This is a genomic window from Acidimicrobiales bacterium (genome assembly GCA_016716005.1).
Taxonomy (GTDB): Bacteria; Actinomycetota; Acidimicrobiia; order Acidimicrobiales; family JADJXE01; genus JADJXE01.
On sequence record JADJXE010000001.1, the window covers coordinates 1,156,481 to 1,173,116 of the forward strand.

18 protein-coding genes are annotated in these 16,636 nt (G+C 74.6%); 14 read left to right on the top strand and 4 right to left on the bottom strand.

All coding sequences use genetic code 11. The features are described from left to right. The first annotated feature begins 44 nt into the window (after positions 1-44). Together IPM45_05595 and IPM45_05600 are read left to right on the top strand one after the other, a co-directional pair. Entirely contained in the window at positions 45-986 is a 942-nt protein-coding gene (locus IPM45_05595) for an SDR family oxidoreductase (GenBank protein MBK9179038.1), read from the top strand. A 120-nt stretch (positions 987-1,106) separates the two neighbouring features. Then, positions 1,107-2,003 (top strand): SDR family oxidoreductase, encoded by an 897-nt coding sequence (locus IPM45_05600; GenBank protein MBK9179039.1) that lies wholly within the window; start codon positions 1,107-1,109, stop codon positions 2,001-2,003. Positions 2,004-2,030: 27 nt separating this feature from the next. Here IPM45_05600 and IPM45_05605 read toward each other — a convergent pair whose 3' ends face one another. Continuing rightward, positions 2,031-3,104, bottom strand: coding sequence for an MBL fold metallo-hydrolase (locus IPM45_05605; protein ID MBK9179040.1), 1,074 nt, complete (start codon positions 3,102-3,104; stop codon positions 2,031-2,033). Between the two features lie 158 nt (positions 3,105-3,262). Between IPM45_05605 and IPM45_05610 the strand changes: the two genes are divergently transcribed. Then, the gene (locus tag IPM45_05610; GenBank protein MBK9179041.1) at positions 3,263-4,378 is read left to right on the top strand and encodes an acyl-CoA dehydrogenase family protein; all 1,116 of its coding nucleotides are present in this window, start codon (positions 3,263-3,265) and stop codon (positions 4,376-4,378) included. Between the two features lie 12 nt (positions 4,379-4,390). On the opposite strand, the gene IPM45_05615 is transcribed toward IPM45_05610, so the two are convergent. Further along, complete coding sequence (locus IPM45_05615; protein ID MBK9179042.1) at positions 4,391-5,623, bottom strand: prolyl oligopeptidase family serine peptidase; 1,233 nt, start codon at positions 5,621-5,623, stop codon at positions 4,391-4,393. Positions 5,624-5,791: 168 nt separating this feature from the next. Here IPM45_05615 and IPM45_05620 point away from each other — a divergent pair, with 168 nt between their 5' ends. Then, positions 5,792-5,974 (top strand): hypothetical protein, encoded by a 183-nt coding sequence (locus tag IPM45_05620; protein ID MBK9179043.1) that lies wholly within the window; start codon positions 5,792-5,794, stop codon positions 5,972-5,974. 13 nt (positions 5,975-5,987) lie between these two features. Here IPM45_05620 and IPM45_05625 read toward each other — a convergent pair whose 3' ends face one another. Further along, a complete protein-coding gene (locus IPM45_05625; protein ID MBK9179044.1) occupies positions 5,988-6,386 on the bottom strand; it encodes a nuclear transport factor 2 family protein in 399 nt (132 codons plus the stop codon). Positions 6,387-6,870: 484 nt separating this feature from the next. On the opposite strand from IPM45_05625, the gene IPM45_05630 reads away from it, so the two are divergent. The 5 genes from IPM45_05630 (at position 6,871) to IPM45_05650 (ending at position 11,277) form a co-directional block, all read left to right on the top strand. After that, positions 6,871-7,716: an alpha/beta hydrolase gene (locus IPM45_05630; protein ID MBK9179045.1), complete on the top strand. Its 846-nt coding sequence runs from the start codon at positions 6,871-6,873 to the stop codon at positions 7,714-7,716. 68 nt (positions 7,717-7,784) lie between these two features. After that, complete coding sequence (locus IPM45_05635; protein ID MBK9179046.1) at positions 7,785-8,591, top strand: PD-(D/E)XK nuclease family protein; 807 nt, start codon at positions 7,785-7,787, stop codon at positions 8,589-8,591. After that, on the top strand, positions 8,584-9,174 hold the full coding sequence (locus IPM45_05640) for a phosphatase PAP2 family protein (GenBank protein MBK9179047.1): 591 nt from the start codon (positions 8,584-8,586) through the stop codon (positions 9,172-9,174). Before IPM45_05635 ends, IPM45_05640 begins: the two co-directional genes overlap by 8 nt. A gap of 53 nt (positions 9,175-9,227) precedes the next feature. Continuing rightward, the gene (locus IPM45_05645; protein MBK9179048.1) at positions 9,228-9,830 is read left to right on the top strand and encodes a DsbA family protein; all 603 of its coding nucleotides are present in this window, start codon (positions 9,228-9,230) and stop codon (positions 9,828-9,830) included. A gap of 61 nt (positions 9,831-9,891) precedes the next feature. Then, positions 9,892-11,277, top strand: coding sequence for a DUF1298 domain-containing protein (locus IPM45_05650; GenBank protein MBK9179049.1), 1,386 nt, complete (start codon positions 9,892-9,894; stop codon positions 11,275-11,277). Positions 11,278-11,311: 34 nt separating this feature from the next. On the opposite strand, the gene IPM45_05655 is transcribed toward IPM45_05650, so the two are convergent. Next, positions 11,312-11,494, bottom strand: coding sequence for a hypothetical protein (locus tag IPM45_05655; GenBank protein MBK9179050.1), 183 nt, complete (start codon positions 11,492-11,494; stop codon positions 11,312-11,314). A gap of 157 nt (positions 11,495-11,651) precedes the next feature. Here IPM45_05655 and IPM45_05660 point away from each other — a divergent pair, with 157 nt between their 5' ends. From IPM45_05660 to IPM45_05680, 5 genes are read left to right on the top strand one after another with little or no spacing between them, the layout of a single operon-like run. Next, positions 11,652-12,647, top strand: coding sequence for an LLM class F420-dependent oxidoreductase (locus tag IPM45_05660; GenBank protein ID MBK9179051.1), 996 nt, complete (start codon positions 11,652-11,654; stop codon positions 12,645-12,647). A 51-nt stretch (positions 12,648-12,698) separates the two neighbouring features. Continuing rightward, positions 12,699-13,508 carry an SDR family oxidoreductase gene (locus tag IPM45_05665; GenBank protein ID MBK9179052.1) on the top strand — a complete coding sequence of 270 codons (810 nt, stop codon included), beginning with the start codon at positions 12,699-12,701 and terminating at the stop codon, positions 13,506-13,508. Then, positions 13,505-13,759, top strand: a complete 255-nt coding sequence (locus tag IPM45_05670) for a hypothetical protein (GenBank protein ID MBK9179053.1) — start codon at positions 13,505-13,507, stop codon at positions 13,757-13,759. The genes IPM45_05665 and IPM45_05670 overlap by 4 nt, the downstream gene beginning before the upstream one ends. Next, positions 13,756-15,558 (top strand): DUF2207 domain-containing protein, encoded by a 1,803-nt coding sequence (locus tag IPM45_05675; protein MBK9179054.1) that lies wholly within the window; start codon positions 13,756-13,758, stop codon positions 15,556-15,558. Before IPM45_05670 ends, IPM45_05675 begins: the two co-directional genes overlap by 4 nt. A gap of 59 nt (positions 15,559-15,617) precedes the next feature. Next, positions 15,618-16,631, top strand: a complete 1,014-nt coding sequence (locus IPM45_05680) for a hypothetical protein (GenBank protein ID MBK9179055.1) — start codon at positions 15,618-15,620, stop codon at positions 16,629-16,631. Positions 16,632-16,636 lie beyond the last annotated feature (5 nt).

Here is a 16,636-nt window from a genome sequence, read left to right on the forward strand (position 1 = left end):
CGGCGGTTGCCCAGGGTGCCACCGACGTCGCCGAGGAGCCCGCCATGCCCCGCTGGACCGAGCAGGACGTACCCCCCCAGGACGGACGGATCGTCGTCGTCACCGGCGCCAACAGCGGCCTCGGGTTCCACACGGCCCGCGTCCTGGCTGCCCGCGGCGCCCACGTGGTGCTGGCCAGCCGGTCGGCCGACAAGGCGGCCGACGCCATGGCGCTGATCCGCGTCGACACGCCCGGCGCCGACCTCGACGTGCTCCCGCTCGACCTCGCCGACCTGGCCTCGGTGCGAGCGTTCGCCCAGCGCTTCGCCGACGCCCACGACCGCCTCGACGTGCTGGTGAACAACGCCGGCGTGATGGCCACGCCGTACCGCCGAACGGCCGACGGCTTCGAGCTGCAGCTCGGCACCAACCACCTCGGCCACTTCGCCCTCACGGGTCTGCTCCTGCCGTCGCTGCTCGCCGCGCCGGCGCCTCGGGTGGTGACGGTGAGCAGCGGTGCGCACCAGATGGGCCGCATCGACTTCGACGACCTCCAGGGCGAGCGCCGCTACCGCACGTGGCCCGCCTACGGCCAGAGCAAGCTCGCCAACCTGCTGTTCGCCTACGAGCTCGCCCGGCGGGTCGGCGCCGCCGGCCTCCCCCTGGTGTCGGCGGCCGCCCACCCCGGCTACTCCGCCACCAACCTGCAGGCCGTCGGACCCCGCATGTCGGGGGCAGGGCTCACGGAGCGCCTCGCCGCCATCGGCAACCGGCTCCTGGCCCAGGACGCCGCCCGGGGCGCGCTCCCCCAGCTGTACGCAGCGACCATGCCCGACGTGCGGAGCGGCGACTACTACGGGCCCGACGGGCTGCTCGAGATGAGGGGCTGGCCCGAGCAGGTGTCATCGAGCGCCCGCTCGAAGGACGAGGCCGTCGCCCGCCGCCTCTGGCACGTGTCGGAGGAGCTCACCGGCGTCCGCTACGACGCCCTCGACGCGTCGTCCTGAGCCCGCGCCGGGGCGCGGCGCGCCCGCCGGTTTCCGGACAGCAGGGCCCCTGCCGTACGCTCGACCGCTGGTCCGAGGCGGCCCGCAACGGAGCGGGCGCCCCCCAACGGAGGACGGGACATGGCTGATCTCGGGTACGACGGCAAGGTCGCGATCATCACGGGTGCCGGCGGCGGCCTCGGCCGCCAGCATGCGCTGGCGCTGGCCGCCCGGGGCGCCCAGGTCGTGGTGAACGACCTCGGCGGCTCGGTGTCGGGCGAGGGCGGCTCGACCGGTCCGGCCGCCACCGTGGTGAAGGAGATCGAGGACCTCGGCGGGGTCGCCGTCCCCGACACCAACAGCGTCGCCACGCCCGAGGGGGGCGAGGCGCTGGTCAACACCGCCCTCGAGGCCTTCGGCCGCGTCGACATCGTGATCAACAACGCCGGCATCCTGCGCGACAAGGCCTTCCACAACATGGAGCCCGACCTGCTGAACCCGGTGCTCGACGTGCACCTCAAGGGCGCCTTCTACGTCACCCGGCCGGCCTGGGTGAAGATGCGCGAGCAGGGCTACGGCCGCATCGTGTGCACGTCGTCGGCGGCCGGCATCTTCGGCAACTTCGGCCAGACCAACTACGGGGCCGCCAAGATGGGCCTGGTGGGGTTCACCAACGTCCTCGCCGTCGAGGGCGCCCGCTTCAACATCAAGGCCAACGCCATCGCCCCCCTCGCGCTCACCCGCATGACCGAGGACCTGCTCGGCCCGCTGGCCGACAAGCTCGACCCGGGCCTGGTGACACCGCTCGTGGCCTGGCTCGCCCACGAGGACTGCCCCAGCACCGGGGAGGTGTACGCGGTGGGCGGCGGCCGGGTCGCCCGCGTGTTCATCGCCGAGACCAGGGGCTACTTCAACAAGGGCCTCAGCGTCGAGGACGTCCGCGACCACTGGGACGAGATCCGCGACGAGACCGGCTACTCGGTGCCCGCCAACCTCGGCGAGGAGACCGCCCTGTTCCTGCCCTACCTCAAGGACTGACGGCGGCGGGGCACCCGCGGGCGGCTCTCAGAGCTCGAAGCGGGTGCCCACGCTGCTCTGCAGGAACGCGTCGGGCAGGTGAGCGGCGATGGAGTGGATCGCCCGCCAGCCCGTGCAGTGCGTGGGCACGATCCAGGTGGGCGCCAGCGCCTCCAGGGCGTCGACGGTGGCCGGGATCACCGGCTCGAACAGCAGCCCGTTCAGGTGGAACCCGCCGATAACCGCGTGGAGCCGGTCGACCCCGGTGAGACGCCGTGCGTAGCGGCAGATGTTCACCACCCCGGCGTGGCCGCAGCCGGTGAGCACCACGAGCCCCCGGTCGCGCACGTGGACCACCATGGCCTGGTCGTCGAGGATCAGCGGATCGGGCTCCCACGCGTCGCCCCGCCGGGCCTCGTGGAAGGGGAAGCCGGCCTCGAAGCCGGTGGTCCGGGGCACCTCGCCCGTGATGAGGACGGAGCGCTCGAACAGGAACGAGGGCCGCTGCTCCTCGATCACGTCGAAGCCGGCGTCGGCGAGGGCCCGCCTCGAGGTCGACGGGAGCTCGAAGGGCTCACGGCCCGGCACGGCCACCCGCCGGCGCGTCCAGAACTCCGGATGGAGCAGCACGGGCACGTTGGCCCTGCCCACGGCCTGGACGTACCCGTCCAGCCCGGTCGTGTGGTCGAAGTGGCCGTGGCTCATCACCAGCACCTCGACGTCGCCGGGGTCGAGGCCGAGCCGGCGCATGTTGTCGACCATGCCGGTGGGCGTCATGCCGGCGTCGAACAGGAAGCGGTGCGTGCGTCCCTGCTTCGTGACCTCGACCAGGGCGGAGAACCCGTGCTGGGCCAGCAGGCCGTCGAGGGCGCGGCCGCCCTCCAGGGTGGCGCAGGGCACCGTCGGGGGCTGGCCGCCGTCGCGGGGCGCCAGGCCCCAGCGCACCGCCGGCCCGGCGTCGACCAGGAGCGCGTCGGAGACGTTGTCGAGGAGGATCGTGACGTGCAGGTCGTCGACGGGCTCGAGCGCCAGGATCTCCGCGGGGCTCGTCCAGTCGTCGAGGGCGACGGGCGTCACCCGCGCCACGGCATCACCGTGACCGTGACCGTGCTCTTCACACATGGGTCCCTCCTCTCCCCGCTGCCTTCGGCTGCCACCGGTCAGTGTGAGCCCGCGGCGGCCGACGCGCCACCGTGCACCGATGGCGGGTGCGCGCCGAGCAGGATGGCGGGCCGACGACGTGGCCACCCGGCCGCCGGCCGATCACGGAGGAGCACGCCATGGATGTCGAGACCTTCCGGCAGGCGGCACGCGGCTGGCTCGCGGCCAACCGGGCCGGGGCGCCGCGCGACTACGGCGCCATCCTGCCGCCCGACCTGTTCGCGCAGGGCGTGGCGTGGCAGCGGCTGCTGTTCGCCGAGGGCTGGGCGGGCACCCACTGGCCGGTGGAGCACGGCGGCCGCGCGCTGACCCCGGCGCACACCGCGGCCTGGATCGAGGAGTGCGCGCTGGCCGGCGTGCCCCCGTTCATCAACATGGTGGGCATCGTGCTGGCCGGCGGGGTGATCCTCGCCTTCGGGACCGACGAGCACCGGCGCCGCCACCTCCGGGCGACCCTCGCCGCCGAGCAGGTGTGGTGCCAGCTGTTCAGCGAGCCCGGCGCGGGCAGCGACCTGGCCTCGCTCTCCACCCGGGCCGAGCGCGACGGCGACACCTGGGTGGTCGACGGACAGAAGGTGTGGTGCAGCGGTGGCCGCTACAGCGACTGGGGCATCCTGCTGGCCCGCACCGACCCATCGCTCCCCAAGCACAAGGGCATCTCGTTCTTCCTCCTCGACATGCACCTCCCCGGCGTGGATGTGCGCCCGCTGCGCCAGATGACGGGCGAGGCCGAGTTCGACGAGGTGTTCCTCACCGACGTGCGGCTGCCCGCCGACGCCCTGATCGGCCCGGAGAACGACGGGTGGCTGGTGGGCATGGCCACCCTCACCAACGAGCGCGGGCACATCGGTGCCTCGGTGATCGGGCTCGAACGGCGCCTGGAATCGATGGCGGCCATGGGTCGACGGGAGGGCGGCGAGCCCCTCGACCCCGTGTCCCGCCAGCGCCTGGCCGCCCTGTTGACCCGCGGCCACTCCCTCGAGGCGCTGGGCCGGCGTCAGGGGCCGGTGGCGTCGACGGCCGGATCGCTCATGAAGCTCGGCATCACCGAGCTCGTCTTCGACAGCGCCCTGCTTCAGGCCGACCTGGCCGGCGCGGCTGCACAGCTCGACGGGCCCGACGCCCTCGGCCTGCTGGCCGCGCCCGGCGCGCGCATCGCGGGCGGCAGCAGCCAGGTGCAGCGCAACATCATCGGGGAGCGCCTGCTGGGCCTGCCCAGGGAGCCCAAGGGCTGAGCGCGGCTGCCCTCAACCCCCGCAGGTGGGCGCCGTGGGCTCGCCCGCGGCACGCGCGTCGAGCCACACCAGCACGTCGTCCAACGAGTCGACGAAGGCCTGCCCGTGGTCGGCGCCCGGGTACACGTTGAGCTGCACGTCGGCCCCCTGCGTGCACAGCTCCTGGACGTAGGCCTCGGTGAAGGCGAACGGCACGATGGCGTCCTGATCGCCCTGCGTCACGAGGACAGGGACCTCGACCGGCGAGGCGCCGAGGCTGTTCTCGGCGAGCAGCGACGGCCAGGGATCGGTGACGAAGGGGTCGCCGGCCCAGGTCTGGGGCAAGCCGGCGAACGTGTCGATGATCTCGGCCACACACTGCTCCTCCATCGCCGGGAGGAGTGCGTCGGCCTCCGGCGTGAGCAGCGCCTCGAGGTCGGTGCCCGGGTAGGTGGCGTCCCACGCGTACCCGATCATGGCGCCGAAGCCGGCCACCGACGGGATGCTCATGAGGGGGCCGAACCCGGTGAAGTCGGAGGGCGGTGCGCCGCCGACCACGCCCAGCACGTCGAGCTCGGGGGCGTAGTCGGGCGCGAGCTGCGCGGCCCACATGGCGGCGTGGCCGCCCTGCGAGTAGCCCCAGATCAGCGTGCTGGTGCCTGCACCGGTGGACAGCTCCGCGGCCGCTCGGGCGGCGTCGAGGACGCCCCGCCCCTCGCTCACGCCCACCAGGTAGGGATGGGTCCCGGGCGTGCCGAGCCCCTCGTAGTCGGTGGCGGCCACCACGTAGCCGGCCTCGAGCAGCCGCTCCACGGACGGGACCTCGGCCGTGCCGTCCAGCGACGGGGCGCAGGCGTCGGCCACGCCCGTGGTGCCGTGCGCCCAGGTGACGACCGGCCAGCCCCCGGTGGGGGGGTTGCCGCCGGGGGCGACGACCACGCCGGACACGGCGATGTCGTCGCCGTCGATCGACCGCGAGTGGTAGAGGACCTTCCACGCCGAGGAGCCCTCGACGGGGGCAGGCAGGGGCTGGGCCCAGATGACCTCGCCGGGCTCGCCCGGGGGGAGCGGGTCGGGCGGCTGGTAGAAGGCCGCCCCGGTGGGGGCCTCGAGGCCGTCGGGTGTGGCCGCGACGGTGGTGGAGGTGGCCGCCTCGGCCGCGGTGTCGGGGGAGACGTCGGTGCCGTCCTCGTCGGCCCCTCCCTCGGAGCAGGCGGCGGCGAGCAGGACGACGGCGAGGACGAGGGGGAGCACTCGGCGGATCACCACCGGAGCGTACCGTCGACCCGGCGAGACCCCGCACGACCCGGACCGACCCGGACCGAGCGGGCACGACCCGGCACGACCCGGCACGACCCGGACCGAGCCCGCACGACCCCCGCACGACCCCGGCGAGACCCCGGCACGACCCCGGGGGTCGCGCGAGCATGGCCCATGGCCAAGGACGACCAGCCCGCCCCGGCGACACCGGATCCCGACACGCCGAAGGCGAAGCCGCCCGCGGGCGGACGCAACCGCGAGTTCCGCCTCAACGGGCCGGGGTGCATGGTGCCGATCGTGATCGGCGGCGTGCTCGGCGCCTCCGGCCTCGGGCTGGCTCGGCGCCGCCGGCGCTGACCGTAACGGGTCGCTACCCGCCCCGGGCCGGGGGCGGCGACACCGGGCTCCCGTGGTGCACCACCAGGCGCCACCGGCCGGCGTCCCGCTCGAACAGGTTCAGGGCGGCGACGGTGCCGCCCACCCGGCCGCCCAGCAGGTTCTCGTCGGCCGTCACCCAGGCCACGTCGCCCACCACCTCGCACCGCTCGCCGGTGAGGATGAACTGGAGCCGCTCGGGACCCTGGAAGATGGCGTACCACGAGGCCGCGACGCTCCCCCACCCCCGCAGCGTCGCCCAGCCCGGATGGGTACAGGTGACCCGATCGCTGTGCTCCCACACGTCGCTCATGGCGTCGAGGTCGGCGGCCTCGAAGGCCTCGTAGAAGGCCCGGTTGGCGGCGAGCACGGCATTCTCGTCGACGGTGGCCATGGACTCCTCCGTGGGGCGAGAGCCGGGTGGCGGCAGGCTAGCCGTGCCCGCCCACGCTCAACTCGGTGGCGACCCGGCCGACCTGAACCCCCGTGGCCGGCCGCCGCACGCCCGATCTCGCCCGTCTCATCGGGTCGCTGCCCGAGGAGTACGTCACCGTGCCCGTCGATGGCGCCCACGTCGTGGCCGGGCCCACCGGGCTGTTCCTCCTGGCCGAGACCGACGCGGCCCCCGAGCCCGAGGCCGACCGCCTGCGCCGGCTCGCTGCTCGCCTGCGGGCCCGGCTGGCCGACCGCACGGGCACGGTCCCCTTCGTCGACGTGATCCTCGTCGGCCGTCAGGGCGGACCAGCCGGCCGGGCCCTGGCCGTCACGCCCGCCATGGTGCACCGGGTGGTGCTCGGCGGCCCCGTCATCCTCGACGGCCCCGCGCTGACCCGGATCGCCGGTGCGCTGGCCGACGCCGCCGATGCCAGGATGACGGAGTGCGACGACTCCCCTCCACCGACGGCGTCGAGGTCGCCGTCCACGACCTCGGGGGCGACGGACCGCCCGTCGTCTTCGCCCATGCGACTGGCTTCCATGGGCTGGTCTGGGCGCCACTGGCCGGGCACCTGACCGACCGGTACCGCTGCTGGTCGCTCGACTTCCGGGGGCACGGCGACTCCGTCGCCCCGGACGATCACCTGTTCGACTGGCACGGCTTCGCCGACGACGTGCTGGCCGTGATCGACGGCCTCGGCCTCGACCGACCGCTGGCGGTCGGCCACTCGAAGGGCGGCGCCGCCCTGCTGCTCGCCGAGGAGGATCGCCCCGGCCTGTTCCGCGCGATCTACTGCTACGAGCCGATCGTGTTCCCGGGCGACGCGCCGCCCGGGCCGATGACCGAGAACCCCCTCGCCCAGGGTGCCCGCCGGCGCCGCGAGGTGTTCCCCTCCGCCGACGCGGCCTACGAGAACTACGCCTCGAAGCCGCCGCTCTCGGCGCTCCACCCGGCCGCCCTGCGCGCCTACGTCGACCACGGCTTCGCCGAGCAGCCCGACGGCACCGTCCGACTCAAGTGCCGAGGCGAGCACGAGGCGCGCGTCTACACGATGGGTTCCGCCCACGGCGCCTACGCGCGATTGCCCGAGATCGGCTGCCCCGTCACGATCGCGACGGGGAGCGACGCCGCCGGTGGCCCCGCGGCGTTCGCGCCGCTGCTCGCCGAGCGGATCCCCGGCGCCCGCCTCGCCCGCCACGACGACCTCGGGCACTTCGGCCCGCTGGAGGACCCGGCCGCCATCGCGGCCGAGGTGGCCGGCTTCTTCGCGCGGGCGGCGGGGGCATGAGCGCCGCCGGATCGCCCGCGGTGGGCTGCTCCCCGTCGGTGACACACCCCGGGCGTAGGGTCGGGTCCATGGGGTTGCCCCTCCCGAGCACGCTGTCGCCGTCGAAGGTCGAGTCGTTCACCAGCTGCGCGCTGGCCTTCCGGTACTCGGTGATCGACCGGCTGCCCGAGCCCCCCTCGCCGTTCGCGGTGCGCGGCACCCTCGTGCACCGCGCCCTCGAGCTGCTCCACGCCGGCCCGCCCGAGGCGCGCACGGTCGACGCGGCCCTGGCCCACCTCGACCGCGCCGTCGAGGAGGTGGCCGCGACCGACGAGTGGGCCGGCCTCGGGCTCGACGCCGCCGGGGAGGACGCCCTGCGGGCCGAGTGCGCGGACCTCGTCCGCCGGTACTTCGCGCTCGAGGACCCCCGGGCCGTGCAGGCGATCGGGCTGGAGCTGATGCTCGAGACCGAGGTGGGGGGCGTGCGCCTCCGCGGGATCATCGACCGGCTCGAGCTCGACGGAGCCGGCGAGCTGGTCGTCACCGACTACAAGACGGGGCGGTCACCGTCGGTGCAACACGAGCGGGGGCGCCTGGGCGGCGTCCAGTTCTACGCCGTGCTGTGCGAACGGGTGCTCGGGCGGCGTCCGGCGCGGGTGCAGCTGCTCTACCTCGGCGACGGCGTCACCATCTCGGCCACCCCCACCGAGCAGTCCACCACGGGCCTGGTGAAGCGGGTCGGTGCGGTGTGGACCGCGGTCGAGCGGGCCTGCGCGGCCGACGACTTCCGCCCGAAGCCCGGGCCGCTGTGCGACTACTGCGCCTTCCGCGCCTACTGCCCGGCCCAGGGCGGCGATCCGGCCGCCGCTCGTCACCTCGCCGTCGTCGGTGGCTGATCCGCTGGTGGATGCCCCGGCCGGCCCCACCTCGCTCGAGCTGGCGAGCGGCCTCCGGGCCCGGGTCGCAGCCTTCGACCGGCAGGCCGACACCGCCCTCGACCCGCTGCGGGGGCACCCGGTCGCCGACCGGGTGCTGTACGCGGCCTCGGAGCTGGCCGACTTCAGCCTCCTGTGGCACCTCATCGGCGCGGCCGAGGGGTTGCGCTCGGCGCCGGCGGCCCGCCGCTCGGTGCGGTTCGCGATCGCCCTCGGCGCGGAGTCCCTCCTGGTCAACCAGGGCGTCAAGCGGCTCTTCGAGCGGGGCCGGCCCCGGCACGACGGCCATCGGCCCCACCACCTCCGCCGACCCAGCACCAGCAGCTTCCCCAGCGGGCACGCCAGCGCCGCTTTCTTCGCGGCCACGATCCTCAGCGCCGGCCGCCCCCGGACCGCCCCGGCCCTGTTCGGGCTGGCCGGGCTGGTGGGCACGAGCCGGGCGTACGTCCGCATCCACCACGCCTCCGACGTCGTGGGCGGCGCGGCCGTCGGCCTGGTGCTCGGCGCCCTGGCCCGCCGTTGGGTCACGAACGGCCCGCCGTAGCCCCCGGTCGCAGCCGGGGAATCTCCGGCGCCCGCACGAGGTTCCAGCGGGTCATGAGCCTCCGCTTCGCCGTGACGTGGGACTACCGCTGCCCGTTCGCCCGCAACGCCCACGAGCACGTGCTCGCGGCCCTCGCCGACGGGGCCGAGTGGGAGGTCCGCTTCGTGCCCTTCTCGCTGGGCCAGGTCCATGTGGCCGAGGGGGAGCCCGCGGTGTGGGAGCGGCCGGAGACCGACACGGGCCTGCTCGCCCTGCAGGCCGGCGTGGTGGTCCGCGACCAGCACCCTGGCCGGTTCCCGGCGGTGCACGCCGCGCTGTTCGCGGCCCGCCACGACCAGGGTCGCCACCTCCGCGACCAGGCCGTGGTGCGTGACGTGCTCGAGGCCAGCGGGGTGGACGCCGACGCGGTCCTCGCCGAGGTCGCCACCGGCGCGCCGCTCGAGACGATCCGCAAGGAGCACGAGGAGGTCGTCGCCAGCCACGACGTTTGGGGGGTGCCGACGTTCCTGTCGGGTGACCGGGCCGCCTTCGTCCGGCTCATGGACCGGCCCGCCGGTGACGCCCAGCGGGCGCGCCGGTCCGTCGAGCACGTGCTCGACCTCCTCGACGGCTGGGTCGAGCTCAACGAGTTCAAGCACACCTCCCTGCAGCGGTGACGGCGCTGCCGCGCTGAGGGCGCCGTGGGCCGACCGGCAGGGGACGGCCTAAGGTGCGCCCGTGCGGGACCGGCCCTACGAGTTCGAGCGTCGGATGACCGAGGCCGAGGCCCTGATGTGGCACCTGGAGAAGGACCCGTTCCTGTCCTCCTCGTTCGCCAGCGTCACGTTCCTCGACGCCGCGCCCGACCTCGAGCGGTTCAAGCGGCGGATGGCCCGGGCGGTGGCGGTGGTGCCCCGCCTCCGCCAGCGGGTCGCCCCCGCCTTCGGGCGGTTCATCCCCCCCGCCTGGGAGGACGATCCCGACTTCGACCTCGACTTCCACGTGCGCCGGGTGTCGCTGCCGCCCCCGGCGGGCCCCCGCGAGGTGCTCGACCACGCCGCGCTGGTGCTCGCCGACCCGATCGACCGCACCCGCCCGCTCTGGGAGTTCGTCGTGGTCGAGGGGCTCGTCGGCGGGCAGGCGGCCCTCGTGCAGAAGATGCACCACACCGTCACCGACGGCGAAGGCGGCATCCGCATCTCGGCCGAGTTCCTCGACCTCGACCGTGAGGCCCCGGACCCCCCGCCGCTGGAGGCCGGCCCTGACCTCGCCCCCGCCCCCGCCCGGCTCGGTGGTCTGGCCGAGGTCGTGGCGGGCACGGTCAAGCTCCCGCTGGCCATGGCACGCGGTGCGCTGGGCGCCCTCCGCAGGCCGGGCGACCTCCCCGCCGCGGGCATCGACGCGGTCGCCAACGCCCAGAGCCTGCTGCGCCAGCTGGCGGTGACCGAGCGAGCCCACTCCCCCCTGTGGACCGACCGCTCGCTCCGGCGGCGGGTCGAGGTGCTCCAGGTTCCCTTCGACGACGCCCGGGCCGCGGCGAAGGCCATGGGCGGCACCCTCAACGACCTGTTCGTGGCGGCTGCGGCCCGTGCCGCCGGTGCGTACCACCAGCGGCTCGACGCCCCGGTGCGCGACCTCCGGGCGTCGGTGGCCCTGAGCACCCGGACGACCAGGTCGGTGGGCGGCAACGCCTTCTCCCTCGGCCGCCTGCTCGTCCCCACCGACCTGCCGGAGCCCCGGGCCACCTTCGACGTGATCCGCGATCGGATGGGGTCGGTGCGGGCGTCCCGCCAGCTCGGAGCGGTGGACACGCTGGCCGCGGTGGTCAACCTGCTGCCCACACCGGTGCTGGTGGGGCTGGCTCGCCAGCAGGTCTCCACCGTCGACTTCGCCACGTCCAACGTGCGGGCCGCACCGTTCGACCTCTACATCGCCGGAGCCCGGATCCTGGCCAACTACGCGATCGGGCCCACGGGCGGGACCGCCTTCAACGTCACCCTCATGTCGTACGCGGGCCAACTCGACCTGGGGGTGAACATCGACACGGCGGCGGTCGCCGAGCCCGAGCTGCTCCGCGACCTCCTGGAGGGGGCCTTCGCCGAGCTGATCGCGGCCGCCGGCTGACCGGCCGGTGGGGCCGGTGGGGACCGCCGGGGGATCAGCTGGCGGTGGCCGAGACCTCGGGCTCGCGATCGGCCGCGGCGAGCACCATCCGGACGTCGAGGAGGAGATCGGCGACCTCGTCGGTCGACACCAGCTCGCGATGGACCAGCTCGCCCAGCCCGCGGTCGATCACCGCGAGGGCCTCGGTGATCATCTGGAGCTCACGCGACTCGGTCATCGACACTCCCAGCGCCGGAGGCGGCATGGCCGCTGCGGGAGGATCCCGCAACGACCACGGTACCCCCGCCCTGTGTCAACGACGCATCGGCACGCTGTCGACGATCTGACCTCCGGCCCGACGCCGGCCGGCCCCGGGGCCCTAGGGTGACCGCCCCATGGACGCCACCACCGCCCCCCTCGGTCTGACCGTCGCCAGCCTCGGCGCGCTGGGCGTGCCCGCCGCCGTCGACCTCGCTCGACGGGCCGAGGCGCTCGGCTACCGCTCGTTCTGGACCGCCGAGACCGTCGGCGCCGAGGCCTTCTCGCTGCTCGCCGCCGTCGGCGGGGCCGCACCGGCCCTCGACCTCGGAACCGGCGTCATCGCCCTGCAGCTGCGCACGCCGCCCCTCGTGGCCATGGCCGGGGCCACCCTGCAGGCCCTCCACCCCGATCGGGACATCCTGCTGGGCGTCGGGATCTCGTCGCCGGTCGTCACCGGCAGGTGGCACGGCGCGCCCTACGGAAGCCGTCCCCTCGCCCGGGTGCGGGAGTACGTCACCCTCCTCAAGCAGTGCCTGTCCGGCGAGTCGGTGTCGTTCTCGGGCGACTTCTACGAGGTCAGCCGGTTCCGGCTCGGGGTCCGCCTGGGCGAGCGACGGCCCAAGGTGGTGGTTGGCGCCCTCAACGAGCGCATGCTGCGCCTGGCCGGCGAGGTGGCCGACGGCGTCGTGCTCAACTACCTCCCGGCGTCGCACGTGCCGTGGTGCGTGGAGCGGGTGCGCGAGGGCGGCCCGGCCACGATCTACGCCTACGTCCACGCCGGCGTGGTGGCCGACCGGGCCGACGGCATCGAGGCGGCGCGCCGCGACCTCTTCTCGTACGCGGTGGTCGACGCCTACGCCAGGAGCTTCGAGCAGGCCGGGTTCGGCGACGAGGTCGCCGAGATCCGCGAGCGCCACCGTGCGGGCGACCGGGAGGCTGCGGTCGCCGCGGTGTCCGACCGCATGGTCGACGCCATCGACGTGATGGGCGACGCCGCCCACGTGCGCGCCACCGTCCGGTCGTACGTGGAGGCGGGTGTGGAGCACCCGATCCTCATGCCCCTGCCCTGGGGGCCCGACCGCCTCGCCGTCACCGAGGCCACCCTCCGCGCTGCCATCGACGAGGGCTGAGCCCGGCGGCCGTCACGTCGGGACGGGCCGCACCGCCCTACCATCCGGGCCATGGAGCTCGCCGACAAGGTCGTGGTCGTCACCGGTGGGGGCAACGGCATCGGGCGGGCCCTCGCCCGCCGCATCGCCGCCGAGGGGGCACGCGGCGTCGCCGTCGTCGATCGCGACGCGGTCGGCGCCGAGGCCACGGCGTCCGACATCACGGCGGCCGGCGGCCGGGCCCTCGCCCTGGCCGCCAACGTGGCCGTCGAGGCCGAGCTCGTCGGCGCGGTCGAGCGCACCGAGACGGCCTTCGGGCCCATCGACCTGTTCTGCGCCAACGCCGGCATCGGGCTGGGCGCAGGGCCCGAGACCCCCGACGACGACTGGCAGCGGATCTGGGAGGTGAACGTGATGGCCCACGTGCGGGCCGCCCGCGTCCTGCTCCCGGGCTGGCTCGCCCGGGGCGAGGGCTACTTCCTGGCGACGGCGTCGGCCGCCGGCCTGCTGACCCAGATCGGGTCGGCGCCCTATGCCGTCACCAAGCACGCCACCGTCGCCTTCGCCGAGTGGCTGGCCATCACCTACGGCGACCAAGGGTTGCGGGTGTCGTGCCTGTGCCCGCAGGGGGTCCGCACCCAGATGCTCGTGGGCGACATCGGCTCGGCCGCCAGCGCCACCGTGATCGGTGCCGGCCAGGTGCTCGAGCCCGACGACGTGGCCGACGTCGTGGTCGCCGGCCTGGCCGAGGAGCGCTTCCTGATCCTCCCCCACCCCGAGGTGCTGACCTACCTCCAGCGCAAGACCGGCGACTACGACCGCTGGCTGAGCGGGATGCGCCGGCTGCAGGCCCGGGTGCGGGCCGAGGCGGGCGAGGCGTGACCGCGCTCGACCTGGGGCTGCGGCCGGGCGAGGTGGTGCGGTTCCGCCGGCGCGCCGGCGGCCACTGGCACGAGGGCGTCGTCGCCGGCCTCGAGAAGGACGGCAGCGTCACCGTGCACGACCTCGACGGGGCCGCCCGGTCGCTGCCCCCGGAGCGCCTCGAGGTGCGCACCCGCGGCCGCCGCGGGGCCCCGCGGTGGGAGCCCCTCGTGCGGCGAGCGGGCCGCGAGGAGCAGCTGACGCTGTGGTGACGGCCCGCTCCCGCCGACCGCGGCCGGCTTCCCGTGGTGTCGTCGCGCTCCTCGTCGCCATCGGCTCGCTGCTGCTGCTGGCCGGGCCGGCGTGGGCCAAGAGCTTCTCCATCGACCGGGTCGAGATCACCGCCACCTGGAACCCGGACGGTTCGCTCGACGTCCGCGAGCGCATCACCTACGACTTCGACGGCTCCTTCTCGGTCGGCACCCGCCCCATCCCCTCGCAGCCGCCCTACCGGGTGGTCGACATGGCGGCGAGCCTCCCCAACGGCGAGCCGCTCGAGGTGCTCGACCCCGATCCGGGCTCGTTCGAGTGGGCCCTCGGCCCCGTCGACGACGGCACCCACACCTACGACATCACCTACACGGTGCTGGGCGCTCCCATCGGCACCGACGTCGCCGAGCTCTACTGGAAGTGGGTCGGCGAGACCCACCCGACGATCGGCGAGGTGGACGTGACCATCACGGTCCCGGGCACCGGCGAGGGGGTGCGGGCCTGGGGGCACGGGTCGCTCACGGGCGTGGTGGCCATCGACGGCCCGGTCGTCACCTGGCGCGACCGGAACGTGCCGCCGGGGGTCTTCGTCGAGGGCCGGGTGGCGGTGCCCTCGAGCGCGTTCACGGCCCCGCCCACCAGCGGGGCGCTCCTGCCCGACATCCTCGCCGAGGAGGGCGCCTACGCCGAGGAGGCCAACCGCCTCCGCGACGAGGCCCTGCGCCAGGCCGAGGCCGAGGCACGCCGCCGCGACCGGCTGAACGTGGCCGCGCCCGTGGTCGCCCTGCTCGCCCTCGCCGGCTTCGGGCTGCTGTGGCTCCGCTACGGCAAGGAGCCGGAGCCGGGCGACGACATCGGCGAGTACTGGCGGGAGCCGCTCGACGACCCGCCCGCGGTGGTGGTCGCCCTGCGCGAGTGGGGGCAGGTCCCCGCCACCGCGTTCGGCGCCACGGTGGTCGACCTGGCCCAGCGGGGCCACCTCACCATCGAGGAGCAGCGCGACGAGCGCCTCGGGCCGGACAAGGTCGACTGGCACTTCCGCCGAACCGGGAAGGCCGACACCTCCGGGCTGCTCGACTTCGAGCGCCAGACCCTCGACCTGGTCTTCCGGGGATCGGCCGAGACCAGCCAGGACGCGCTCACCACCTGGGCCCGCGAGGAGGTCTCGACCGCGCAGCGCCTCTGGACCGCCTGGAAGGGCGCGGTGACGCGCGACTACAAGGCCCGCGGCTACGTCCGCAGCCGCGGCGGCCTCGTAGCCCTGGCCGCCCTCGGCGCCTTCGCGGTGGGGGCCCTGGGGGTCTGGGCCGTCGCGTCGGGCGCGGCGCTGGGGTGGGTGGCCATCGCCGTAGGCGTGCTCCTGCTGCTGTGCTCTCCCCTGCTCCGCCAGCGCACCCCCGCGGGCGCCCGCCGCGCCGCGCAGTGGGGCGCGTTCCGCCGGTTCGTCAAGGACTTCTCGCGGCTCGACGAGTCGCCGGCGGGCGACCTCGTGCTGTACGAGCGGTACCTGGTCTACGCGGTGGCCCTGGGCGTGTCGGACGACCTGATGCGCGGCCTCGCCCTGCGGGTGCCCGAGGTGGCGTCGGGGGCGTCGACGTTCGCCACCTGGTACGTCGTCTCGTCGGCCGGCGGGTTCGACCGCCTCTCGTCGATCGGGGAGGTCGGCTCGTTCGCCCAGTCGTTCGGCCACGCCGTCGCCGTCGCGTCCACGCCGAAGTCGAGCGGCAGCGGCTTCGGAGGCGGGGGCTTCTCCGGAGGTGGCGGCGGGGGCGGCGGCGGCGGGGGCATCGGCGCCCGCTGATCCGGATCGCGCCGCCGTCGCCGGAGCGTCGGTCGGCGGCCGACAGTACAGTCCGCCCCATGGGTGTCCGCCTCGAACCACACGACGAGTACATGCACGAGCTGGGCCCCGAGCCCAACTTCAACGAGAGCATGTACATCAACCTCTTCGACCCCGCCGCCCAGCTCGGCGGCTGGTTCCGGATGGGCAACCGGGCCAACGAGGGCACGGCGGAGATGACGGTGTGCCTCTACCTCCCCGACGGTCGTGTCGGCTTCATGTTCAAGCGGCCCGCCATCACCAGCAACGACGCCCTCGACGCCGGCGGCATGCGCTGGGAGGTCGTGCGGCCCTTCGAGGAGCTCACCGTCTCCTACCAGGGCAAGGTGGTCGTGCTCGACGACCCCAAGGCCATGGCCGATCCCAAGCGGGCGTTCACCGAGAACCCCTATGCCGAGTGCGAGGTGCGGCTCACCTTCACGGGCCAGGGCCGCGACTCCATGTTCGGCGGCGAGCCCGAGGAGCGCCACGAGGCCCCCGGCGAGGAGTTCGCCCGTGGCCACTACGAGCAGCTCGTGGCCGGGATTGGCGTCATCCGCGTGGGTGACGAGGAGTGGCAGGTCGACGGCTTCGGGCTGCGCGACCACTCCTGGGGCCCGCGGTACTGGCAGGCCCCCTGGTACTACCGGTGGCTCACCGCGAACGCCGGGCCCGACTTCGGGTTCATGGCCAGCCGGGTCGCCCGCCGCGACGGACCCGGGACGCGAGGCGGGTTCGTGTGGGAGGACGGCCGGCTCCACCTGTGCGACGACGTCGAGGTCCGCACCACCTACGAGGGCGACGACAAGTACCACCAGAGCATCGTCGGCGTGCTGCGGTCGTCGCGTTCGGGCAAGGAGTGGCGCTTCACCGGCGACGTGCTCAACCTCATCCCGCTCCGCAACCGCCGCCAGGACCCCGAGGGCAACCAGCTCGTCACCCGGATCAGCGAGGGCATGACCCGTTGGACCATCGACGACGAGCGGGTGGGCTACGGCCTCTCGGAGTACCTCGACCAGATCCTCGACGGCGAGCCGGTGGGCCTGGCCGAGTAGCCCCG

What these genes read in the sequence shown, in the direction of transcription:
- IPM45_05595 (MBK9179038.1), top strand. Translation starts at nt 45, where the DNA reads ATGCCCCGCTGGACCGAGCAGGACGTACCCCCCCAGGACGGACGGATC.
- IPM45_05600 (MBK9179039.1), top strand. Translation starts at nt 1,107, where the DNA reads ATGGCTGATCTCGGGTACGACGGCAAGGTCGCGATCATCACGGGTGCC.
- IPM45_05605 (MBK9179040.1), bottom strand. Translation starts at nt 3,104, where the DNA reads ATGTGTGAAGAGCACGGTCACGGTCACGGTGATGCCGTGGCGCGGGTG.
- IPM45_05610 (MBK9179041.1), top strand. Translation starts at nt 3,263, where the DNA reads ATGGATGTCGAGACCTTCCGGCAGGCGGCACGCGGCTGGCTCGCGGCC.
- IPM45_05620 (MBK9179043.1), top strand. Translation starts at nt 5,792, where the DNA reads ATGGCCAAGGACGACCAGCCCGCCCCGGCGACACCGGATCCCGACACG.
- IPM45_05625 (MBK9179044.1), bottom strand. Translation starts at nt 6,386, where the DNA reads ATGGCCACCGTCGACGAGAATGCCGTGCTCGCCGCCAACCGGGCCTTC.
- IPM45_05635 (MBK9179046.1), top strand. Translation starts at nt 7,785, where the DNA reads ATGGGGTTGCCCCTCCCGAGCACGCTGTCGCCGTCGAAGGTCGAGTCG.
- IPM45_05645 (MBK9179048.1), top strand. Translation starts at nt 9,228, where the DNA reads ATGAGCCTCCGCTTCGCCGTGACGTGGGACTACCGCTGCCCGTTCGCC.
- IPM45_05655 (MBK9179050.1), bottom strand. Translation starts at nt 11,494, where the DNA reads ATGACCGAGTCGCGTGAGCTCCAGATGATCACCGAGGCCCTCGCGGTG.
- IPM45_05660 (MBK9179051.1), top strand. Translation starts at nt 11,652, where the DNA reads ATGGACGCCACCACCGCCCCCCTCGGTCTGACCGTCGCCAGCCTCGGC.
- IPM45_05665 (MBK9179052.1), top strand. Translation starts at nt 12,699, where the DNA reads ATGGAGCTCGCCGACAAGGTCGTGGTCGTCACCGGTGGGGGCAACGGC.
- IPM45_05680 (MBK9179055.1), top strand. Translation starts at nt 15,618, where the DNA reads ATGGGTGTCCGCCTCGAACCACACGACGAGTACATGCACGAGCTGGGC.